The organism is Citrobacter sp. Cpo148 (genome assembly GCF_030332375.1).
Taxonomy (GTDB): domain Bacteria; phylum Pseudomonadota; class Gammaproteobacteria; order Enterobacterales; family Enterobacteriaceae; genus Citrobacter; species Citrobacter portucalensis.
Genome location: NZ_JAOWHY010000043.1, coordinates 809,303 through 830,635, shown reverse-complemented (window position 1 = coordinate 830,635; position 21,333 = coordinate 809,303). Strand labels below are relative to the sequence as shown.

The following is a 21,333-nucleotide window of genomic DNA, read 5'->3' as shown; positions in this document are numbered from 1 at the left end:
TCCGTCATTCAGACCAGCGGTTGAAACTGCTGGTTGTTTCAACATTCCAGCCTCTCATTCAATTAAATAGAAACGCCGTTTTATAAAATAAGTGACGTACGTTGCCGGACTCTTTGTATTCTTGCCATTTCACGAATCCTTCTGGCAGAAATAGAAAGGTTTCACTTCCTGTTAGCTTTTACTGTGACCCTATAAGGATGCCCATTGTCAAAGCGAGGATTGCGGGGCCTCCAAAAAAGCTGCTGCGCCGTAACAGGGGCAGGTCACAGCATTGAATCCGACATTGACAGAGGTTTAGTAAATGATTGTTTACCCGGTTAAACATAGCCCGTTATTGCGCCAGCCAGAACATTTTATTGCCAGGGATGAATTAAAAACGCTGATCAAAAAGGTGACGCATAATCTGGTCAATATTCATGACGAAACCGGTGAGTTCTTGCTGCGTCTGGACGATGGACGCGTAATTGATACTAAAGGCTGGGCGGGATGGGAGTGGACACACGGCGTCGGCCTGTACGGGATGTATCAGTACTATCTGCAAACCGGCGATGAAACGATGCGCGATATCATCGATAGCTGGTTTGCCGATCGCTTTGCTGAAGGTGCAACCACTAAAAACGTGAACACCATGGCGCCATTTTTAACGTTGGCGTATCGCTATGAAGAGACGCGTAATCCAGCGTATCTGCCGTGGCTCGACAGCTGGGCTGAGTGGGCAATGCATGAGATGCCGCGTACCGAATTTGGTGGTATGCAACACATCACGCTGGCGGAAGAAAACCATCAACAGATGTGGGATGACACGCTGATGATGACGGTTTTACCGCTGGCGAAGATTGGCAAGCTACTCAATCGCCCGGACTACATCGAAGAGGCAACGTATCAGTTCCTGCTGCACGTGCAAAACCTGATGGATAAAGAAACGGGGCTGTGGTTCCACGGTTGGAGCTATGAAGGAAATCATAACTTTGCTAATGCCCGCTGGGCGCGTGGCAACAGTTGGTTAACTATCGTGATCCCGGACTTCCTCGAATTACTTGATTTACCGGAAAACAATGCTGTTCACCGCTATCTGGTACAGGTCCTGAACGCGCAAATCGCGGCGCTGGCGAAATGCCAGGATGAAAGTGGGTTGTGGCATACCTTGCTGGACGACCCGCAGTCGTATCTGGAAGCATCGGCAACTGCCGGATTTGCCTATGGGATCCTCAAAGCAGTACGTAAACGCTATGTTGGGCAAGAGTATGCGCCGGTAGCCGAAAAAGCCATTCGCGGCGTTGTGCAGCATATTTCACCGGAAGGTGAACTGCTGCACACCTCGTTTGGTACCGGGATGGGACACAATCTCGATTTCTACCGCAACATCCCTCGGACCTCCATGCCTTACGGACAGGCGATGGCGATGCTGTGCCTTACCGAATACTTGCGAAAGTATTTTTGATATCGGTATTCGATGGCGATACCGCTATCGGACCTGATTGTTCAGTCGTCACTGTTTGTACCGTGTTGTCCTGCGGGGCAAACAGATGATCCATGATCTGACGCATAACCGGCGCGGCGGTGACACCATCGCTGCCGCCGTTTTCCAGAATTAACGCCACCGCGACCTTCGGGTTCTTATAGGGTGCAAATGCGGTATAGAACACGTGGTCGCGCAAGCGGACAGGGATCATCTTCGCATTGTAGGTCTGATTTTCTTTCAGGCTAAAGACCTGCGAGGTGCCGCTTTTTGCCGCAATGCCGTATGGCGCGGTGTGAAAGAACTTATAACCTGTACCATTTGGTTCATTCGCCATGCCGAACATCGCCTGACGCACCAGTCCCCAGTAGGGCGATGAGGCTGAGGCGATTTGTGACGGTGCTTCTGGAGCCTGATACGGCGTGATGGTTTTGCCGCTCTCTTCATCGAGCAGCAGGTGAGGGACGATAACCTTGCCGTTGTTAATCAGTGCGACCATGGCTTTTACCATCTGGATAGGTGTGGCAATCCAGTAGCCCTGACCGATGCCAACTGAAATAGTGTCCCCCTGATACCAGGCTTTTTTGTGCACTTTTTGCTTCCATTCGCGGCTCGGGAGCAGGCCGTTATACTCCTCATCAAGATCGATGCCGGTCGGTTTACCGTAACCAAACTGGCTGAGCATGCTGTTAATCCGGTCGATCCCCATCATATACGCCACCTGATAGAAGAACGTATCGGCAGACTCTTCTATCGCTTTGGTGACATCCAGCATACCGTGGCCCGTTTTTTTCCAGTCACGGTAATGTCGCTCGGTGCCGGGTAGCGTCCAGGTAGGGGCACCGAAGAAACTGGTCTGCGGCGTGATTACCCCGTTCAGTAATGCCGACATCGCCATATACGGTTTGACCGTTGAAGCGGGAGGGTACAATCCCTGCGTGACGCGGTTGATTAATGGCAGGTCTTTATCCTGGAGTAGCTTGTTATAGTCCTGATAGCTGATGCCTTTGACAAACGGATTAGGGTCATAGCTGGGGTTTGAGACCATCGCCAGTACGGAACCGTCGTGTGGATCTTCAACCAAAACGGCGGCACGCTGGCCAGCCAACAAGCTCTCAATGTATTGCTGTAAATGTAAATCCAGCGTCAGATGGATATCTTTTCCGGCAACGGGCGGCACATCTTTGATCAGGCGTACGATGCGTCCGTGGTTATCTACTTCCACCTCCTGATAACCGGTTTTTCCATGCAGTTCGTTTTCGTAATAGCGCTCAATACCTTGCTTACCGATGTTGTGATCGGCGGCGTAGTTCTCCGCCAGACCCTTTTGATCCAGTGCTTTCAGGTCGTTGTCATTGATTTTTGAAACATAACCCAGGACATGCGCCAGCGCCGCACCATAGGGATACTGGCGGTCTTCGTAACTATTGATGTTGACGCCGCTAAAATGAAACTGGTTTACTGAGAAACGGGCGATTTCGACATCGGTTAGCGCATTTTTTAGCACCACAGGACGATAGCGGCTGCTGGCTTTCAGCTCATGGCGAAACTGGTCTATGTCATCAGGTGTGAGGTCAACGATCGGCGTGAGCTGCTGGAGTAACGCATTCATATCGCTGATTTTATACGGCGTAACGGAAATATCGTACCAGGTAACGTTGCGCACCAGCGGGATGCCGTTGCGATCGTAAATCATGCCACGCGTTGGGGCGACGGGCAGCATTTTGATGTCGTTTGCATTCGACCGGGTGGTGTAATACTGGTGCTGGCAGATTTGTAAGTTATACAGATTGTAAATCAGGATGCCAAAACAGATGACTACCAGGCCAAAGGCCACCAATACACGCCGCTGGAAGAGCTTTTCTTCCGCCTCAAAATCTCTGAATGTCATTGACCCGTACCCGATTAATTCGCCGCCTAATGATACGGAGGCTTAGACGGGATGACAGGCAAAAGATGTTCCATATCTCTAGGGAAATGTGTCATTCCTTGTGGGTTGTTACAAATTACAGTAAGCGTAGCCGTTTCTTGTCGACCTGATTGCGCTGCCTACGAGGGCGGTCATTCGGGGAAATAAAAAAGCCCGCGACATAGCGCGGGCTTTCACATTAGTTGAGGTGATTACATACGTTCTACGGTTTCGATACCCAGTGTATCCAGACCCAGCTTCAGGGTTTTCGCCGTCAGCTGTGCCAGCTTCAGTCGGCTGTTACGAATCTCTTCGTTTTCAGCGCTGAGAATAGGGCAGTGCTCATAGAAGCCGGAGAACAGACCAGCAACGTCGTACAGGTAAGCACACATCACGTGTGGCGTACCTTCACGCGCAACGACGGTCAGCGTTTCTTCAAACTGCAGCAGACGCGCCGCCAGTTGAGCCTCACGATCTTCGCTGATAACGACCTGCGCATTTGCCAGCGCGCTTTCGTCGATATCTGCTTTACGGAACACGGACAGTACGCGGGTATAAGCGTACTGCATATATGGCGCGGTGTTACCTTCGAACGCCAGCATGTTGTCCCAGTCGAAGATGTAGTCGGTGGTACGGTTTTTGGACAGATCCGCATATTTCACTGCGCCGATACCGACCGCATTTGCCAGTTTTTCCAGTTCGTCGGCAGGCATGTCCGGGTTCTTCTCCGCGACCAGACGACGTGCGCGCTCCAGCGCTTCATCCAGCAGATCGGCCAGTTTAACCGTGCCGCCCGCGCGGGTTTTGAAGGGTTTACCGTCTTTGCCCAGCATCATACCGAACATGTGGTGTTCCAGCGGCACTGAATCCGGCACATAACCGGCTTTACGTACGATGGTCCAGGCCTGCATTAAGTGCTGATGCTGGCGAGAGTCGATGTAATAAAGTACGCGATCGGCATGCAGGGTTTCGTAACGATACTTGGCGCAGGCGATGTCGGTTGTGGTGTAGAGATAGCCGCCATCTTTCTTCTGAATGATAACGCCCATCGGTTCGCCTTCCTTGTTCTTATACTCATCAAGGAATACGACGGTAGCGCCTTCGCTTTCAACAGCCAGACCTTTCGCCTTCAGATCGGCGACGATGCCAGGTAGCATCGGGTTGTACAGGCTTTCGCCCATGACGTCGTCACGGGTCAGAGTAACGTTGAGGCGATCGTAGGTTAACTGGTTCTGCGACATGGTAATGTCGACCAGTTTGCGCCACATCTCGCGGAAGTATTCGTCACCGCCTTGCAGTTTCACGACATAACTACGGGCGCGTTCAGCGAAGGCTTCATCTTCGTCGTAATGTTTTTTCGCATCACGGTAGAAACCTTCCAGGTCAGCCAGCGCCATCTCTCCGGCATTTTCCTGCTGCTGTTTTTCCAGCCATGCGATGAGCATACCGAACTGAGTACCCCAGTCGCCGACGTGGTTAGCGCGAATAACGTTGTGACCGAGGAACTCCAGCGTACGCACCGCCGCGTCACCGATGATGGTGGAACGCAGGTGACCAACGTGCATCTCTTTCGCTACGTTAGGCGCGGAGTAGTCAACCACGACGGTTTGTTTAGCCGGTTGAGTGACGCCCAGACGATCGGAAGCCAGCGCCTGCTGAACGTGCTGCGCCAGAAATGCCGGATCGAGAAAAATATTGATAAAGCCCGGGCCTGCAATTTCAACTTTGCTGGCAATCCCGTTGAGATCCAGATGAGTCAGCACCTGCTCAGCCAGTTGTCGCGGCGCCATACCCAGTTTTTTAGCGACAGCCATCATGCCGTTAGCTTGATAGTCGCCGAACTGTACTTTTGCTGACTGACGAACCTGCGGTTCGCAATCTGCAGGCGCGCCTGCAGCAATCATGGCCTGACTGACTTTTTCTGAGAGAAGAGCCTGAATATTCACCGGAATACCTTACATTTATGAAGCGGCCTAAAATTCACCGCACCAGTTTAAGAATTAAGGGCGGGAGTATACTGCAAATGCCCGTTGCCGTCAGCATTGTGTGTACCGCCAGTAGCCTGAAATATAAACAATGCAATGGCGTAAATTTATTCATGATGTGTTCGAAGAAAACAGCGGTTGGATGGCGCAGCGCAACAGAGTAAATTAGCGACTTTGAACATGGATATGAGCTTTTAATATGGCGAACTGGCAAACCGTTGCAGAACTACAGGATATTTCTGCAGATTTACCGCATTTCACGCAGGCATTAACGGAACTTTCTACCCGTCTTGGGCTGGATATCACAGGCCTGGAAGCCGATCACATTTCCTTGCGTTGCCATCAAAATACCACCGCAGAGCGCTGGCGTCGTGGGTTTGAACAGTGCGGTGAATTGTTGTCAGAAAACATTATCAACGGCAGACCTATTTGTCTTTTTAAACTGCATGAGCCGGTTTGTGTGCAACATTGGCAATTTTCCATCGTCGAACTGCCGTGGCCGGGCGAAAAACGCTACCCACATGAAGGCTGGGAACATATTGAAATTGTTCTGCCGGGAGAAGCGGAAACGCTGAATGCGCGAGCGCTGGCGCTGCTTTCCGATCACGGTCTGAGTCAACCGGGCATTTTTGTGAAAACCAGCTCGCCAAAAGGAGAGCGTGAGCGTTTACCGAATCCGACGCTGGCGGTTAGCGATGGTAGCGTGACGATAAAATTCCATCCGTGGTCGATTGAAACCATTGTGGCAAGCGAACGTCAGGAGTGAACATGGCTATTCTGGAAATCTGCTGTTACAGCATGGAGTGCGCACGCACGGCGCAGCAAAACGGCGCGGAACGTATTGAACTATGCTCGGCACCCAAAGAAGGGGGCTTAACGCCGTCACTGGGCGTCTTGCGTTCCGTTCGCCAGCACATTTCGATTCCCGTCAATCCCATTATTCGCCCACGTGGAGGCGACTTTTGCTACACCGAAGGTGAATTTGCTGCAATGCTGGATGATATTGCGATGGTCAGGGAACTGGGATTCTCAGGGCTGGTGACCGGCATTTTAGATGTGGATGGCAATGTCGATATGCCGCGCATGGAGAAAATAATGATTGCCGCCGGTTCGCTGCAAGTCACTTTTCATCGGGCCTTTGATATGTGTGCTAACCCACTCAATGCGCTTAAAAAATTAGCTGATTTGGGCATTACCAGAGTACTCACTTCAGGGCAAAAATCAGATGCGGCGCAAGGTTTAACAAAAATAATGGAACTTATTGCGCAGCCCGGTGCTCCAATCATTATGGCCGGAGCGGGGGTTCGCGCCTCGAATTTGTCCCTGTTCCTTGATGCTGGAGTGCAGGAAGTCCACAGTTCTGCCGGAGTATGGCTGGCTTCACCAATGCGTTATCGCAATTCGGGGTTGTCGATGTCTTCGGATGCGCAGGCGGATGAGTATTCGCGCTATGCGGTAGACGGGACGGCGGTTGCTGAAATGAAAGCAATCATTGCGCACCATCAGGCCAACTGATTTTACCGTTGCATCATGTCGCCCAATATGATGCTTGCTCGTACCAGGCCCCTGCAATTTCAACAGGGGCCTTTTTTTCTCCTTCATATTTCAAGCCGCAGCAGCGTTGGCCGCCTCGCGCACCCCGGTCACGTAGTTATCTACGCTCCCGGGGATTTGCTGCGTTGCCGCCTTGCTGCAACTTGAACTATTTTGGAGAAACGGTGCTATACGTAACGGTCATTCGGCAATCTATTACGGCTTACGCGCAATCAATACTGCACGTAATGGGGCGGGGTAGCCTTCCACCGTTTTGCTGTGGTCGTTCGGATCGAGGAAGTCGGCCAGCGACTCGGTTACCATCCACTCGGTGCGGCGTTGCTCTTCGGTGGTGGTGACGCAGACATCGGCGATGCGCACATCAACAAAACCGCATTTTTCCAGCCAGTTTTTTAAAGCCAACGCAGATGGAATAAAGTAGACGTTACGCATTTGCGCGTAGCGATCGCCCGGCACCAGAACGGTATTTTCATCACCTTCGACGACCAGCGTTTCCAGCACCAGCTCGCCATCTTTAACCAACTGATCCTTCAACTGCCACAGATGTTCCAGCGGCGATCGGCGGTGATAAAGCACGCCCATGGAGAACACGGTGTCAAAGGCGTTTAGCGCTGGAAGTTGCTCAATACCCAGCGGCAGCAGGTGAGCACGCTGGTCATTGCCCAGCAGTTTACGTACCGCCTCAAACTGGCACAGAAACAGTTGCGTAGGATCGATCCCAACCGCCAGATGTGCTCCAGCGCCAATCATGCGCCACATGTGATAACCACTGCCACAGCCAACATCAAGAATGGTACGGCCGGTGAGATCAGACAAGTGCGGCAGAACGCGATCCCACTTCCAGTCGGAACGCCATTCGGTATCGATGTTGACGCCGTACAGCGAGTACGGTCCTTTACGCCATGGCATCAGGTTACGCATCAGGGTGTCGATACGTTTAAGCTGGCCTTCGCTGAGCGGTTCTTTACTTTCTGCGGTAACGCTGTGTAGTAAATCCAGACGATGCGGCGTCAGCTCGGGCAGAAACTCGACGGCGTTTGACCATTGTTTAAATAAACCATGCTGATCGCGCTGCCAGGCAGCGATTTGCGCCGGAAGCGTTTCCAGCCAATGGGACAGATGATTTTTGGCAATCAACTGATAAAAGTTACCAAAATCGATCATGCGCCAACCTCAGCTTTCAACGCCACCAGAGAGCCAAAATTGAAGCACTGGAACCACAATTCGCTGTGCTCAAAGCCAGCCTGATGCAGTCGCGCTTTGTGCGTTTCTACCGAGTCGGTCAGCATCACGTTTTCCAGCATGCTGCGTTTCTGACTAATTTCCAGTTCGCTGTAGCCATTGGCCCGTTTGAAGTCGTGGTGCATGTTGAACAGCAGCTCGCCAACGTTAGCGTCTTCGAAACTGAATTTTTCAGACAGCACCAGCGCGCCGCCGGGATTCAACCCTTGATAAATCTTATCCAACAATGCCTGGCGCTCAGGTGGCTCAAGGAATTGCAGGGTAAAATTCAGCACCACCATCGAGGCGTTTTCGATAGTAATGTTGCGAATATCGCCTTCGACAACCTCAACCGGGGTCGGTGCCTTATAGGCATCAATATGACGACGGCAGCGCTCAACCATCGCCGGGGAGTTATCGACGGCAATAATTTTGCAATTCTCGTGATGAATATTGCGACGCACCGAGAGCGTCGCCGCGCCCAGAGAACAGCCCAGATCGTAGACCTGCGTGTTGGGTTGTACGAAACGTTCGGCCAACATGCCAATCATAGATATGATATTGGAATAGCCAGGAACGGAACGCTGGATCATATCCGGGAAGACTTCAGCTACCCGTTCATCAAAGGTCCAGTCACCCAGACTGGCGATAGGCGCAGAAAAAAGCGTGTCGCGGTGAGACATAACGTAAAAATCCGGGAAAAATAAAGTGGCGTATTGTGCGCTAATGCAGGGAGAAAACCAACTCCCAGGGCATATACCAAAGATTCGCCAGCACCATTAGCAACAGCGAACACCAGGTTGCGCTCATGCCTGAACGGCGCCAGCGGAAGAGCCGGTGGTGGAATCCGTAATAATGCATCAGCCGTCCGGCAATCAACATCAGCCCGCAAATATGCACCATCCACGTCTCTGCGCCGTTCATTTCCATAAATAACAGCAGCACTAACGCGACGGGAATATATTCCACCGCATTACCGTGAATACGGATAGCGCTTTGCAGTTCACTAAAACCTCCATCGCCATAGGCAACGCGATATTGCATGCGCAGGCGAACGACGTCAAAGGAGAACTTTATTAACAATAACGCACCCAATACGGCATAAAGCGCGCTTACCATACAAACTCCCTTTTAAAATGGCTGCTGGCACTGACTATGATAGGTGGCATTTTCAGAAAAGAGAAGATTGCTGTGGAATAGAGGGTGCTGATCCGATCTCTGGCAGGGCGCTGCGTAAATCTGCCCATAGCGTATCAACAAGCTCCGGGGCCTGCGCGATGTCCGGCGTATGCAAAAACAGATACGGCGTCGTGGTGCGTTGCCATAGCGACAGCTTGGTCAGCCAGACGGCAAAAAGCTCGCTGTTTTGTGCCATATTATCGCTACCGATAAAGCGTACCATCGGATGGTTTGCCGTCACTACCGCATGCACCGGAACCTTCGGTTTCTTGCGCTGGGCGTCACGTATTGCTTCAGTATGCGGGATTGCGGCATGCACCGGGCGGCTGTCCAGAATCACCCGGTTTACTCCACGCTCGTGTAAACCGCGATTAAATAGCTGCTCGGATTCGCCTTTGGCAAAAAAGTCTGGGTGGCGAACTTCCACACCGTAGGTAAAGGAATTCGGGAGCTCATCGAGAAACTGCCACAGGGCAGGCAGATCGCGTGGGCCAAAAGTCGCGGGTAATTGCAGCCAGTATTGTCCAATGCGCGATTCCAGCGGCGACATGCGCGTAAAAAATTCCTGTACCAGGTCATCACAATTACGCAGCGCAGCCTGATGCGAAATGGTCGCCGGAAATTTAAAACAAAATCGAAACGCATCGGTGGTCTGTGCCTGCCAGCGGGCAACAATATCGGATTTAGGCAGCGCATACAACGTGGTATTGCCCTCCACGCAGTTAAAGTGGCGGGCATACTCTTCAAGGCTGGTGATCCCCAGACGCACCCATTTTGGATGCGACCACTGGGGTAAACCGATATAAATCATAGCGCTTGCAGAATCTCCTCCACGCTGTGAACGCGCGCAATGCGCGGGAAAATGTGGGTCATGCTGGCCTGGTGTTGCTCAGCACTGGCGGCGCTACAGGCATCCTCTGCAATGATAAGACTGAAACCCAGCTCCCACGCATTTCGCGCCGTCGACTCAACGCCAATGTTCGTCGAGATCCCGCACAGGACGATGGTATCAATACCCCGGCGACGCAGCTGCAATTCCAGATCGGTACCATAGAAGGCTCCCCACTGGCGTTTAGTCACTTCGATATCGCTGGCGCATTTCCCCAAAGCAGCCGGGTAATGCCACCAGTTTTCAGGTAACGCTTTTGCCGGAGACTGAGCATCTACGGGTTGTTTCAGCGCTTCGGCGTAATCGTCAGACCAGCCGACGCGCACCATTACCACCGGGGAACCGTGGGCACGGAATTTTTCCGCCAACTGCGCGGCGCGGGTAACCACATCATGTGCCGTATGAGGGCCGCCAGCGAAAGGCAGGATCCCTTCCTGTAAATCAATTACGACAAGGGCGGTTGTTTTAGCGTTCAATTCCAGCATGGTCACTCCAGTAATAAAAGAATTCCGTTACACCTTAATCGCGAATCAGTGTGAAAGGGGCGACAATTTTTGTTATTTTTTGTGAGATTACGCAATGCCCGTCCAGGAAACAGGCGTACAGTCAGTACCGGACTGAGAGTCTATCCCAGTAGGCTCTTATCGTGCGGCAGAATTTCCAGTATAATAGCCGCCTTTTTTCATTCAGTTGTGACATTCAGCTAAAGCTGCGACTTCGTCATCTGCGAGACAGGTGACAATCCGCCTGCGGCAAAGTTAAGGGATATCTCATGCGTACAGAATATTGCGGACAGCTACGTCTGTCCCACGAGGGGCAGCAGGTGACTCTGTGTGGTTGGGTCAACCGTCGTCGTGATCTTGGTAGCCTGATCTTTATCGATATGCGCGACCGCGAAGGTATCGTGCAGGTATTTTTCGATCCGGACCGTGCGGACGCGTTAAAGCTGGCCTCCGAACTGCGTAATGAGTTCTGCATCCAGGTTACGGGCACCGTGCGTGCGCGTGACGCGAAAAACGTCAACGCCGATATGGCGACGGGCGAAATTGAAGTGCTGGCCTCCGATCTGACCATCATCAACCGTTCAGACTCGCTGCCGTTGGACTCTAACCACGTCAACACCGAAGAAGCGCGACTGAAGTATCGCTATTTAGATCTGCGTCGCCCTGAAATGGCGCAGCGCCTGAAAACGCGTGCCAAAATCACCAGTCTGGTGCGTCGTTTTATGGACGACCACGGCTTCCTCGACATCGAAACACCGATGCTGACCAAAGCGACGCCGGAAGGCGCGCGCGATTACCTGGTACCTTCTCGCGTACATAAAGGTAAATTCTACGCGCTGCCGCAATCACCTCAGTTATTTAAACAACTGCTGATGATGTCTGGCTTTGACCGCTACTATCAGATCGTTAAATGCTTCCGTGATGAAGACTTACGTGCTGACCGTCAGCCTGAATTTACCCAGATCGACGTTGAGACTTCCTTCATGACCGCACCGCAGGTGCGTGAAGTGATGGAAGCGCTGGTGCGTAATCTGTGGCTGGAAGTGAAAGGTGTCGATCTGGGTGATTTCCCGATCATGACCTTTGCCGAAGCTGAGCGTCGTTACGGTTCCGATAAACCAGACCTGCGTAACCCGATGGAGCTGGTTGACGTTGCCGATCTGGTGAAAGACGTTGAGTTCGCAGTGTTCTCTGGTCCGGCAAACGATGCGAAAGGCCGCGTAGCTGCTCTGCGTGTACCGGGCGGTGCTGCGCTGAGCCGTAAGCAGATCGACGATTACGGTAACTTTATCAAGATTTACGGCGCGAAAGGCCTGGCTTACATCAAAGTCACCGAACGTGCGAAAGGTCTGGAAGGTATTACCAGCCCAGTTGCTAAGTTCCTGAACGCAGAAATTGTGGAAGCGATTCTGGCACGTACCGGTGCACAAGACGGCGACATGATTTTCTTCGGTGCCGACAACAAGAAAGTGGTTGCCGACGCGATGGGCGCGCTGCGTCTGAAACTGGGTAAAGACCTGAACATCACCGACGAAGCCAAATGGGCGCCGCTGTGGGTTATCGACTTCCCAATGTTTGAAGACGATGGTGAAGGCGGCCTGACCGCAATGCACCACCCGTTTACCGCGCCGAAAGATATGACGGCCGCTGAGCTGAAAGCAGCGCCGGAAGACGCGGTTGCTAACGCGTACGATATGGTCATCAACGGCTACGAAGTAGGCGGCGGTTCCGTGCGTATTCACAACGGCGACATGCAGCAAACTGTATTCGGTATTCTGGGCATTAATGAGCAAGAACAGCGTGAGAAATTCGGCTTCCTGCTGGATGCGCTAAAATATGGTACACCGCCGCATGCGGGCCTGGCGTTTGGTCTGGACCGTCTGACTATGTTGTTGACCGGTACTGACAACATTCGTGACGTTATTGCTTTCCCGAAAACCACGGCTGCAGCGTGTCTGATGACTGAAGCGCCAAGCTTTGCCAACGCAGCTGCGCTGGCGGAACTGAGCATTCAGGTTGTTAAGAAGGCCGAGAATAACTGATATGACATATAAACAGCCTGTCTCGGTGTTAGTCGTGATTTATGCAAAGGACACCGGGAGAGTGCTGATGTTACAGCGACGCGACGATCCTGATTTCTGGCAGTCGGTCACCGGCAGCCTTGAAGAAGGTGAAACCGCGTCGCAAGCCGCTATGCGCGAAGTAAAGGAAGAGGTCGCCATTGATGTTGCATCTGAGCAACTGACCTTAATTGACTGTCAGCGCACGGTGGAGTTTGAGATTTTTAGCCATTTACGTCATCGCTATGCACCGGGAATTGAACGTAATACTGAATCCTGGTTTTGCCTGGCACTTCCCTCAGAACGAGAGATCGTGTTCACCGAACATCTGACCTATCGTTGGGTTAATGCGGTTGAAGCCGCCCAATTAACCAAGTCGTGGAGTAACCGGCAGGCGATTGAAGAGTTTGTAATTAACGTCGCCTGAAAAGGCGCGCTTTTTGGAGATATTATTTATGGCAGGTCATAGTAAATGGGCCAACACCAGACACCGTAAAGCAGCGCAGGATGCTAAACGCGGTAAAATTTTCACCAAAATAATTCGTGAGCTGGTGACGGCGGCTAAACTGGGCGGCGGCGATCCGGATGCTAACCCGCGTCTGCGTGCAGCGGTTGATAAAGCGCTGGCTAACAACATGACCCGTGACACCCTGAACCGTGCAATCGCGCGCGGTGTGGGTGGTGATGAAGATTCCAACATGGAAACCATCATCTATGAAGGTTACGGTCCTGGCGGTACAGCCGTTATGATTGAATGTCTGTCTGACAACCGTAACCGTACCGTTGCGGAAGTGCGTCATGCGTTCACGAAAACGGGTGGTAACCTCGGTACCGACGGTTCCGTGGCTTATCTGTTCAGCAAAAAAGGCGTGATCTCCTTTGAACAGGGCGACGAAGACGCCATCATGGAAGCAGCGTTGGAAGCAGGTGCTGAAGACGTTGTGACCTTCGACGACGGCGCAATTGACGTTTACACCGCGTGGGAAGAGATGGGCAAAGTGCGTGACGCGCTGGAAGCGGCTGGTCTGAAAGCGGACGCAGCTGAAGTGTCTATGATCCCATCCACCAAAGCGGATATGGATGCAGAAACGGCGCCGAAGCTGATGCGTCTGATCGATATGCTGGAAGACTGCGACGACGTGCAGGAAGTTTACCACAACGGTGAAATCTCCGATGAGGTTGCTGCCACCTTAGAATGATGTGGTTAAGCCATAAAATAACAGGAGATGCGTGATGTCTATTATTCTCGGCATTGACCCGGGGTCTCGCATCACCGGTTATGGCGTTATTCGTCAGGTCGGCAGGCAGCTGACCTACCTCGGCAGCGGCTGCATTCGCACCAAAGTCGACGATCTCCCGTCACGTCTGAAGTTGATTTACGCGGGCGTGACGGAAATCATCACCCAGTTTCAGCCGGACTATTTTGCCATTGAGCAGGTTTTTATGGCGAAGAACGCCGACTCGGCGCTAAAGCTGGGACAGGCTCGCGGCGTGGCAATCGTTGCGGCGACCAATCAGGATCTACCGGTCTTTGAATACGCGGCCCGCCAGGTAAAACAGACTGTGGTGGGGATCGGTAGCGCGGAAAAAAGCCAGGTCCAGCATATGGTACGCACGCTGCTAAAACTCCCGGCGAATCCGCAAGCGGATGCCGCGGATGCACTAGCGATTGCCATTACCCACTGCCATGTCAGTCAGAACGCCATGCAAATGAGCGAGTCGAGGCTGAATTTGGCGCGAGGTCGATTACGTTAGTGACAAATGAGGCTGGATATCTATCCAGCCTTTTTTTATGATAGCGCATTACCTTTTAGCCCTTAACGCAGGAGCGTCACGTGATAGGCAGACTCAGAGGCATCATTATTGAAAAACAACCCCCGTTGGTCCTTCTGGAAACGGGCGGGGTAGGCTATGAAGTGCATATGCCGATGACCTGTTTCTACGAGTTGCCGGAAGCCGGGCAAGAAGCGATTATTTTCACCCATTTTGTGGTGCGAGAAGATGCTCAGCTATTGTATGGCTTTAACAACAAGCAAGAGCGCACGCTGTTTAAAGAGTTAATCAAAACCAATGGCGTGGGGCCGAAGCTGGCGCTGGCGATCCTCTCCGGTATGTCTGCTCAGCAGTTCGTTAATGCCGTAGAGCGCGAAGAGCTGGGCGCGCTGGTGAAATTACCGGGTATTGGTAAGAAAACCGCAGAACGCCTGATTGTAGAAATGAAAGACCGCTTTAAAGGTTTGCATGGTGATCTCTTTACACCTGCAGCGGATCTGGTCCTGACGTCTCCGGCAAGCCCGACAACGGACGACACCGAGCAGGAAGCGGTTGCTGCGCTGGTGGCGTTGGGCTATAAACCACAGGAAGCCAGCCGCATGGTGAGCAAAATTGCCCGCCCTGATGCCAGCAGTGAAACCCTGATTCGTGAAGCGCTTCGCGCGGCATTGTGAGGTAACGGATGATTGAAGCAGATCGCCTGATTTCGGCTGTCAGCACTACCCCTGAAGATCTGGTGGATCGTGCGATTCGCCCAAAATTGCTGGAAGAGTACATTGGCCAGCCTCAGGTCCGTTCGCAAATGGAGATTTTTATCCAGGCGGCGAAGCTGCGCGGTGATGCTCTCGATCACCTGCTGATTTTCGGTCCTCCTGGTCTTGGTAAAACTACGCTTGCCAATATTGTCGCCAATGAAATGGGCGTTAATCTGCGCACCACGTCCGGTCCGGTACTGGAAAAAGCGGGTGACCTGGCGGCAATGCTTACCAACCTTGAACCCCACGATGTGCTGTTTATCGATGAAATTCATCGTCTGTCACCGGTGGTGGAAGAGGTGCTGTATCCGGCGATGGAAGATTATCAGCTGGATATCATGATTGGTGAAGGGCCGGCTGCCCGTTCGATTAAGATCGATCTGCCGCCGTTCACGCTAATCGGGGCGACGACGCGCGCCGGGTCGTTAACCTCTCCGCTGCGTGACCGTTTTGGTATTGTGCAGCGCCTGGAGTTCTATCAGGTGGCTGACCTGCAGCACATTGTTGGGCGTAGCGCACGCTTTATGGGCCTGGAAATGAGCGATGAAGGCGCGCTGGAAGTGGCACGCCGCGCCCGCGGTACGCCGCGTATCGCCAACCGTTTATTACGCCGGGTACGCGATTTCGCTGAAGTGAAGCATGACGGCACGATTTCGGCTGATATTGCCGCCCAGGCGCTGGATATGCTCAATGTGGATGCGGAAGGATTCGATTATATGGACCGTAAGCTGCTGCTGGCGGTTATCGATAAATTCTTTGGCGGGCCGGTAGGACTGGATAACCTGGCAGCGGCGATTGGGGAAGAGCGTGAAACCATTGAGGACGTGCTGGAGCCGTATCTGATTCAGCAAGGTTTTCTACAACGTACGCCGCGTGGACGTATGGCAACCGTGCGCGCCTGGAACCATTTTGGCATTACACCGCCACAGATGCCTTAATGCCTGATGTCGCGACGCTCATCAGGCCTGGGCGATTTTGTAGGCCCGGTAAGCGCAGCGCCATCGGGCAACGCATGCTTAGCTCGCTTGCTTTTTCATCATGCTGAAAATAAACAGCAGCGCGGCGCACAGCACCACGGAAGGACCAGCCGGGGTGTCATAGAAGGCCGAGAAGGTCAGCCCGCCTGTAACCGCTATCATTCCCACTCCAACGGCAACCCCTGCCATCTGCTCCGGCGTACGGGCAAAGCGACGGGCGGTCGCCGCAGGGATGATAAGCAGTGAGGTGATAATCAGCGCCCCGACAAACTTCATCGCCACGCCAATCGTTAACGCCGTAACCAGCATCAGCAGCAGCTTCACGCGTTGCAGCTTCACGCCATCGACAAATGCCAGATCCGGACTGATGGTCATCGACAGCAGGTTACGCCACTGCCAGAACAGAATCGCCAGAACAATAACCACGCCGATGGCGATGGAGATAAGATCTTCTGGCGTCACGGCGAGCAAATCACCAAACAGGTAAGCCATCAGATCCACACGGATGTTAGACATCAGGCTGACAACAACCAGCCCCAATGACAATGCGCTGTGCGCCATAATACCCAGTAAAGTATCGATCGCGAGGTGAGGGCGCTTCTCCAGCCATACCAGACCGCCAGCCAGCAACAGGGTGACGGCGATAACCGCATAGAAAGGGTTTACATCCAGCAGCAGGCCAAAGGCGACCCCCAGCAGCGAAGCGTGGGCCAGCGTATCACCGAAATAAGACATTCGACGCCAGACTACAAACGAGCCGAGTGGGCCAGCGGCACAGGCCAGCATGATCCCAGCTAACCAGCCGGGTAATAACAATTCAATCATGAGTGACCATTTCCCCGGCGTAAGACGATACGACCCTGTAAATCGTGGCGGTGATTGTGATTATGACGGTAAATTCCGAGTTGTTCGGCGCCGCGTTGCCCGAACATTGAGATGAATTCCGGGTGCATAGAAACCACTTCCGGCGCACCGGAACAGCAAATATGATGGTTCAGGCACAGTACCTCATCGGTTTTGGCCATCACCAGATGCAGGTCATGGGAAACCATCAGCACGGCGCAATCCAGTTCACGTCGCAACTGGTCGATAAGGTCGTACAGTGCGACCTGCCCATTGACATCCACGCCCTGGGTTGGTTCATCGAGCACCAGTAGCTGAGGTTTATTCAATAAAGCACGGGCCAACAGGACGCGTTGCGTTTCCCCGCCAGAGAGCTTTTGCATCGGCGCATCCATTAGATGCCCGGCCTGAACGCGCTTCAGTGCCGGAAGGATATCCTCTTTTTTGGTGCCGGGACGTAAGCGCATAAACCGACTTACCGTCAGTGGCAGCGTAGTATCGAGGTACAGTTTTTGCGGTACATAGCCAATCCGCAATTGACCATTACGCTTGATTACTCCCTCATCAGCCGCTACCAGCCCTAATACAACGCGCACCAGCGTAGACTTCCCGGCACCATTTGGGCCGAGAAGCGTTAAAATTTTACCGGGTCGAAGTTCAAGCGATACGTCAGACAGGACGCGGCGTTGACCATAAGAGACCGAGACATTTTCCAGTGAAACCAAAGTCGTCATATCAATTTTAGTCTTGCAGAAGTTATAGAATGTTATAATATCACATTTCTTACATTCATTACGATGATTGGTCGCATTATGTTACATAAAAATACGCTTCTTTTCGCAGCATTATCCGCTGCTCTTTGGGGTAGTGCAACACAGGCAGCAAATGCCGCTGTGGTGGCCTCACTCAAGCCGCTGGGGTTTATTGCTTCAGCCATTGCAGACGGGGTAACAGACACTGAGGTTCTCCTGCCTGACGGGGCTTCCGAACATGACTATTCACTGCGTCCATCAGACGTAAAACGCTTACAGGGCGCGGACTTAGTTGTTTGGATTGGACCTGAGATGGAAGCGTTTATGGAAAAGTCAGTCAAGAATATTCCTAACGCGAAACAGGTAACGATTGCGCAGCTCAATGACGTGAAACCGTTACTCATGAAAGGTGCTGATGACGACGATGACGATCATGGACACAATGATGCTGGCGGTGAAAAAAGTGACGAGCATCACCATCATGGCGATTACAACATGCATCTTTGGCTTTCCCCAGAGATAGCGCGGGCCTCAGCGGTTGCAATCCATGAAAAATTAGTGGAACTTATGCCGCAAAGTCGAGCCAAACTTGACGCCAACCTGAAGGATTTTGAGGCACAATTAGCCGCAACCGATAAGCAGGTAGGTAACGAGCTCGCACCGCTCAAGGGAAAAGGTTATTTCGTTTTTCATGACGCCTATGGCTACTACGAAAAACACTACGGACTAACACCGCTTGGTCACTTTACCGTGAACCCTGAGATTCAACCTGGTGCGCAGCGTTTACATGAAATAAGAACACAGTTGGTTGAGCAAAAAGCAACCTGCGTTTTTGCTGAGCCACAGTTCAGGCCAGCGGTCGTTGAAGCCGTCGCGAGAGGGACATCCGTTCGAATGGGAACGTTGGATCCGCTCGGAACGAATATCAAACTGGGTAAAACAAGCTATTCAGCGTTTTTGAACCAATTAGCCAACCAGTATGCGAGCTGCCTGAAAGGAGATTAATGAGGAAGTGAATACGTGCAACAGATAGCCCGCTCTGTCGCTCTGGCATTTAATAATCTGCCGCGACCCCATCGCGTTATGCTGGGGTCGCTTACCGTACTGACATTGGCCGTCGCCGTCTGGCGGCCTTATGTTTACCATCCCGATTCAGCACCCATCGTTAAAACTATCGAGCTGGAAAAAAGCGAAATTCGTTCACTGTTGCCTGAGGCCAGTGAACCTATCGATCAGGCCGCGCAGGAAGACGAAGCCATTCCGCAGGATGAACTGGATGACAAAACGTCTGGTGAAGCCGGCGTACATGAGTATGTCGTCTCTACAGGCGATACGCTGAGCAGTATTCTGAATCAGTACGGCATCGATATGGGCGACATCAGTCAGCTCGCTGCTTCCGATAAAGAACTACGCAATCTGAAAATTGGTCAGCAGTTATCCTGGACCTTAAGCGCGGAAGGTGACCTGCAGCGTCTGACCTGGGAAGTGTCCCGCCGTGAAACCCGCACTTACGATCGTACTGCGACAGGTTTCAAAATGAGCAGCGAAATGCAGCAGGGCGATTGGGTTAACAGCCGTATCAAAGGCACGGTGGGCGGAAGCTTCGTCGCCAGCGCCAAAGAGGCCGGACTGACCAGCTCTGAAATCAGCGCGGTGATTAAGGCCATGCAGTGGCAGATGGATTTCCGCAAACTGAAAAAAGGCGATGAGTTCTCAGTGCTGATGTCTCGCGAAATGCTGGACGGTAAGCGCGAGCAAAGCCAGCTGCTGGGCGTGCGTTTACGTTCTGAAGGCAAAGATTATTACGCCATCCGTGCTGAAGACGGTAAGTTCTATGACCGTAACGGTACCGGGCTGGCGAAAGGCTTCATGCGTTTCCCGACGGCGAAACAGTTCCGCATCTCCTCGAACTTTAACCCGCGTCGCCTGAATCCGGTGACTGGACGCGTAGCACCGCACAAAGGTGTCGACTTTGCGATGCCGCAGGGGACGCCGGTACTGTCGGTAGGCGATGGTGAAGTGGTTGTAGCGAAGCGTAGCGGCGCTGCCGGATACTATGTTGCGGTTCGTCATGGTCGCACCTACACCACCCGTTATATGCACCTGCGTAAGCTGTTGGTGAAACCAGGTCAAAAAGTGAAACGTGGCGATCGTATCGCGCTGTCAGGTAACACCGGGCGTTCAACAGGTCCGCATCTGCACTACGAAGTGTGGATCAACCAGCAGGCCGTGAACCCTCTGACGGCGAAACTGCCGCGTACAGAAGGTCTGACCGGCTCGGATCGCACCGATTATCTGGCGCAGGTGAAAGAAGTTATGCCTCAGCTACGTTTTGATTAATTAGCACACTGATAAAGCCGGTACGCGATGCGTGCCGGCTTTTTTATTTTGTACGGCGCACGGTGCGCCGCTACACTATCAGCAGATTTACTTTTCGCGGCACCAGACACTGGAAGAGCATGGAAACGAAAAAAAAGAATATTGAGTATATCCCCGAGTTTGATAAATCATTTCGCCATCCGCGCTACTGGGGCGCCTGGCTGGGTGTAGCGGCGATAGCTGGGATTGCGTTAACGCCAGCGTCATTTCGCGATCCTATTCTGGCAAAGCTCGGACGGATGGTTGGACGCTTGGGAAAAAGCTCACGTCGCAGAGCGCTGATCAATTTATCCCTTTGTTTTCCTGAACGCAGCGAAGCTGAGCGCGAAGCCATTGTCGATGAGATGTTCGCGACCGCCCCTCAGGCGATGGTCATGATGGCGGAACTCGCCCTGCGCGGGCCGGAGAAAATTCAGAATCGGGTTGACTGGCAGGGCCTTGAAATCATCGAAGAGATGCGCCGCAACGATGAAAAAGTGATTTTTCTCGTTCCTCATGGCTGGGGCGTAGATATCCCGGCGATGCTGATGGCTTCCCAGGGACAGAAAATGGCAGCAATGTTCCACAATCAGGGAAACCCGGTATTTGATTACGTCTGGAACACGGTACGCCGTCGTTTCGGAGGTCGATTACATGCGCGTAATGATGGCATCAAACCGTTTATTCAGTCTGTACGTCAGGGATATTGGGGATACTATCTGCCGGATCAGGACCATGGGCCTGAGCACAGCGAGTTTGTCGATTTTTTTGCTACCTATAAAGCAACGTTACCGGCAATTGGTCGCTTGATGAAGGTTTGCCACGCGCGTGTAGTGCCGCTGTTTCCGGTGTATGACGGTAAAACTCACCGCCTGACGATTAAGGTCCGTCCTCCGATGGATGACATCCTGACAGCGGATGACCACACCATTGCCAGACGAATGAACGAAGAGGTGGAAATTTTTGTCACGCCTCATGTCGAACAATACACCTGGATACTGAAACTGCTTAAGACGCGTAAACCCGGCGAGATTGAGCCCTATAAGCGCAAAGATCTCTATCCGAAGAAATAAAAAAAAGCCTCTCAAACGAGAGGCTTTTTTACATCAAACGCTG

21 protein-coding genes are annotated in these 21,333 nt (G+C 52.5%); 12 read left to right on the top strand and 9 right to left on the bottom strand.

Annotated features, from left to right (window positions below; genetic code table 11):
• Positions 1-301 precede the first annotated feature (301 nt).
• On the top strand, positions 302-1,441 hold the full coding sequence (bglB, locus tag OGY10_RS13875) for a beta-galactosidase BglB (protein ID WP_286576913.1): 1,140 nt from the start codon (positions 302-304) through the stop codon (positions 1,439-1,441).
• On the opposite strand, the gene mrdA2 is transcribed toward bglB, so the two are convergent.
• Both mrdA2 and argS read right to left on the bottom strand, forming a co-directional pair.
• On the bottom strand, positions 1,413-3,350 hold the full coding sequence (mrdA2, locus tag OGY10_RS13870) for a peptidoglycan DD-transpeptidase MrdA2 (RefSeq protein WP_048216124.1): 1,938 nt from the start codon (positions 3,348-3,350) through the stop codon (positions 1,413-1,415). The genes bglB and mrdA2 overlap by 29 nt on opposite strands.
• A gap of 230 nt (positions 3,351-3,580) precedes the next feature.
• Positions 3,581-5,314, bottom strand: coding sequence for an arginine--tRNA ligase (gene argS / locus OGY10_RS13865; protein WP_003833857.1), 1,734 nt, complete (start codon positions 5,312-5,314; stop codon positions 3,581-3,583).
• A gap of 238 nt (positions 5,315-5,552) precedes the next feature.
• Here argS and OGY10_RS13860 point away from each other — a divergent pair, with 238 nt between their 5' ends.
• Entirely contained in the window at positions 5,553-6,119 is a 567-nt protein-coding gene (locus OGY10_RS13860; RefSeq protein ID WP_003833855.1) for a VOC family protein, read from the top strand.
• Between the two features lie 2 nt (positions 6,120-6,121).
• Positions 6,122-6,868 (top strand): copper homeostasis protein CutC, encoded by a 747-nt coding sequence (gene cutC / locus OGY10_RS13855; RefSeq protein WP_286576911.1) that lies wholly within the window; start codon positions 6,122-6,124, stop codon positions 6,866-6,868.
• Positions 6,869-7,102: 234 nt separating this feature from the next.
• Here the strand turns inward: cutC and cmoB are convergent, their stop codons facing one another.
• The 5 genes from cmoB to OGY10_RS13830 are packed head-to-tail and all read right to left on the bottom strand — an operon-like array spanning position 7,103 to position 10,681.
• Positions 7,103-8,071 carry a tRNA 5-methoxyuridine(34)/uridine 5-oxyacetic acid(34) synthase CmoB gene (gene cmoB / locus OGY10_RS13850; protein WP_003833851.1) on the bottom strand — a complete coding sequence of 323 codons (969 nt, stop codon included), beginning with the start codon at positions 8,069-8,071 and terminating at the stop codon, positions 7,103-7,105.
• Positions 8,068-8,811, bottom strand: coding sequence for a carboxy-S-adenosyl-L-methionine synthase CmoA (gene cmoA / locus OGY10_RS13845; protein WP_008785057.1), 744 nt, complete (start codon positions 8,809-8,811; stop codon positions 8,068-8,070). The genes cmoB and cmoA overlap by 4 nt, the downstream gene beginning before the upstream one ends.
• A gap of 40 nt (positions 8,812-8,851) precedes the next feature.
• Positions 8,852-9,247, bottom strand: a complete 396-nt coding sequence (locus OGY10_RS13840) for an MAPEG family protein (RefSeq protein WP_003833847.1) — start codon at positions 9,245-9,247, stop codon at positions 8,852-8,854.
• Between the two features lie 52 nt (positions 9,248-9,299).
• On the bottom strand, positions 9,300-10,118 hold the full coding sequence (locus tag OGY10_RS13835; protein ID WP_286576909.1) for a DUF72 domain-containing protein: 819 nt from the start codon (positions 10,116-10,118) through the stop codon (positions 9,300-9,302).
• A complete protein-coding gene (locus OGY10_RS13830; protein WP_286576906.1) occupies positions 10,115-10,681 on the bottom strand; it encodes a hydrolase in 567 nt (188 codons plus the stop codon). The genes OGY10_RS13835 and OGY10_RS13830 overlap by 4 nt, the downstream gene beginning before the upstream one ends.
• A 287-nt stretch (positions 10,682-10,968) precedes the next feature.
• Here OGY10_RS13830 and aspS point away from each other — a divergent pair, with 287 nt between their 5' ends.
• The 6 genes from aspS (at position 10,969) to ruvB (ending at position 16,225) form a co-directional block, all read left to right on the top strand.
• Positions 10,969-12,741 carry an aspartate--tRNA ligase gene (gene aspS / locus OGY10_RS13825; protein WP_003833841.1) on the top strand — a complete coding sequence of 591 codons (1,773 nt, stop codon included), beginning with the start codon at positions 10,969-10,971 and terminating at the stop codon, positions 12,739-12,741.
• Position 12,742: 1 nt separating this feature from the next.
• The gene (gene nudB / locus OGY10_RS13820; RefSeq protein ID WP_003034863.1) at positions 12,743-13,186 is read left to right on the top strand and encodes a dihydroneopterin triphosphate diphosphatase; all 444 of its coding nucleotides are present in this window, start codon (positions 12,743-12,745) and stop codon (positions 13,184-13,186) included.
• A 28-nt stretch (positions 13,187-13,214) separates the two neighbouring features.
• The gene (locus tag OGY10_RS13815) at positions 13,215-13,958 is read left to right on the top strand and encodes a YebC/PmpR family DNA-binding transcriptional regulator (RefSeq protein WP_003833836.1); all 744 of its coding nucleotides are present in this window, start codon (positions 13,215-13,217) and stop codon (positions 13,956-13,958) included.
• Positions 13,959-13,992: 34 nt separating this feature from the next.
• Positions 13,993-14,514 carry a crossover junction endodeoxyribonuclease RuvC gene (gene ruvC, locus OGY10_RS13810; protein ID WP_003034867.1) on the top strand — a complete coding sequence of 174 codons (522 nt, stop codon included), beginning with the start codon at positions 13,993-13,995 and terminating at the stop codon, positions 14,512-14,514.
• Positions 14,515-14,594: 80 nt separating this feature from the next.
• Positions 14,595-15,206: a Holliday junction branch migration protein RuvA gene (gene ruvA, locus OGY10_RS13805; protein ID WP_008785054.1), complete on the top strand. Its 612-nt coding sequence runs from the start codon at positions 14,595-14,597 to the stop codon at positions 15,204-15,206.
• Positions 15,207-15,214: 8 nt separating this feature from the next.
• A complete protein-coding gene (ruvB, locus tag OGY10_RS13800) occupies positions 15,215-16,225 on the top strand; it encodes a Holliday junction branch migration DNA helicase RuvB (protein WP_003034872.1) in 1,011 nt (336 codons plus the stop codon).
• A 78-nt stretch (positions 16,226-16,303) separates the two neighbouring features.
• On the opposite strand, the gene znuB is transcribed toward ruvB, so the two are convergent.
• Together znuB and znuC are read right to left on the bottom strand one after the other, a co-directional pair.
• Positions 16,304-17,089, bottom strand: a complete 786-nt coding sequence (gene znuB, locus OGY10_RS13795) for a zinc ABC transporter permease subunit ZnuB (protein WP_003034874.1) — start codon at positions 17,087-17,089, stop codon at positions 16,304-16,306.
• Entirely contained in the window at positions 17,086-17,841 is a 756-nt protein-coding gene (gene znuC, locus OGY10_RS13790) for a zinc ABC transporter ATP-binding protein ZnuC (RefSeq protein ID WP_003833829.1), read from the bottom strand. The genes znuB and znuC overlap by 4 nt, the downstream gene beginning before the upstream one ends.
• A 78-nt stretch (positions 17,842-17,919) precedes the next feature.
• Here znuC and znuA point away from each other — a divergent pair, with 78 nt between their 5' ends.
• The 3 genes from znuA to lpxM all read left to right on the top strand — a co-directional run bounded on the left by znuA (position 17,920) and on the right by lpxM (position 21,290).
• Positions 17,920-18,864, top strand: coding sequence for a zinc ABC transporter substrate-binding protein ZnuA (znuA, locus tag OGY10_RS13785; protein WP_048225779.1), 945 nt, complete (start codon positions 17,920-17,922; stop codon positions 18,862-18,864).
• 15 nt (positions 18,865-18,879) lie between these two features.
• On the top strand, positions 18,880-20,199 hold the full coding sequence (gene mepM / locus OGY10_RS13780) for a murein DD-endopeptidase MepM (RefSeq protein ID WP_003833825.1): 1,320 nt from the start codon (positions 18,880-18,882) through the stop codon (positions 20,197-20,199).
• Positions 20,200-20,318: 119 nt separating this feature from the next.
• Complete coding sequence (gene lpxM / locus OGY10_RS13775; RefSeq protein WP_071446178.1) at positions 20,319-21,290, top strand: lauroyl-Kdo(2)-lipid IV(A) myristoyltransferase; 972 nt, start codon at positions 20,319-20,321, stop codon at positions 21,288-21,290.
• Positions 21,291-21,333 lie beyond the last annotated feature (43 nt).

Bases quoted from the DNA above. Each gene is read 5' to 3' on its own strand.
- znuA (WP_048225779.1), top strand. From the start codon at position 17,920: ATGTTACATAAAAATACGCTTCTTTTCGCAGCATTATCCGCTGCTCTT.
- cmoB (WP_003833851.1), bottom strand. From the start codon at position 8,071: ATGATCGATTTTGGTAACTTTTATCAGTTGATTGCCAAAAATCATCTG.
- aspS (WP_003833841.1), top strand. From the start codon at position 10,969: ATGCGTACAGAATATTGCGGACAGCTACGTCTGTCCCACGAGGGGCAG.
- lpxM (WP_071446178.1), top strand. From the start codon at position 20,319: ATGGAAACGAAAAAAAAGAATATTGAGTATATCCCCGAGTTTGATAAA.
- cmoA (WP_008785057.1), bottom strand. From the start codon at position 8,811: ATGTCTCACCGCGACACGCTTTTTTCTGCGCCTATCGCCAGTCTGGGT.
- OGY10_RS13830 (WP_286576906.1), bottom strand. From the start codon at position 10,681: ATGCTGGAATTGAACGCTAAAACAACCGCCCTTGTCGTAATTGATTTA.
- mrdA2 (WP_048216124.1), bottom strand. From the start codon at position 3,350: ATGACATTCAGAGATTTTGAGGCGGAAGAAAAGCTCTTCCAGCGGCGT.
- OGY10_RS13840 (WP_003833847.1), bottom strand. From the start codon at position 9,247: ATGGTAAGCGCGCTTTATGCCGTATTGGGTGCGTTATTGTTAATAAAG.
- nudB (WP_003034863.1), top strand. From the start codon at position 12,743: ATGACATATAAACAGCCTGTCTCGGTGTTAGTCGTGATTTATGCAAAG.
- OGY10_RS13860 (WP_003833855.1), top strand. From the start codon at position 5,553: ATGGCGAACTGGCAAACCGTTGCAGAACTACAGGATATTTCTGCAGAT.
- OGY10_RS13835 (WP_286576909.1), bottom strand. From the start codon at position 10,118: ATGATTTATATCGGTTTACCCCAGTGGTCGCATCCAAAATGGGTGCGT.
- znuC (WP_003833829.1), bottom strand. From the start codon at position 17,841: ATGACGACTTTGGTTTCACTGGAAAATGTCTCGGTCTCTTATGGTCAA.
- znuB (WP_003034874.1), bottom strand. From the start codon at position 17,089: ATGATTGAATTGTTATTACCCGGCTGGTTAGCTGGGATCATGCTGGCC.
- cutC (WP_286576911.1), top strand. From the start codon at position 6,122: ATGGCTATTCTGGAAATCTGCTGTTACAGCATGGAGTGCGCACGCACG.
- ruvC (WP_003034867.1), top strand. From the start codon at position 13,993: ATGTCTATTATTCTCGGCATTGACCCGGGGTCTCGCATCACCGGTTAT.
- bglB (WP_286576913.1), top strand. From the start codon at position 302: ATGATTGTTTACCCGGTTAAACATAGCCCGTTATTGCGCCAGCCAGAA.
- OGY10_RS13815 (WP_003833836.1), top strand. From the start codon at position 13,215: ATGGCAGGTCATAGTAAATGGGCCAACACCAGACACCGTAAAGCAGCG.
- ruvB (WP_003034872.1), top strand. From the start codon at position 15,215: ATGATTGAAGCAGATCGCCTGATTTCGGCTGTCAGCACTACCCCTGAA.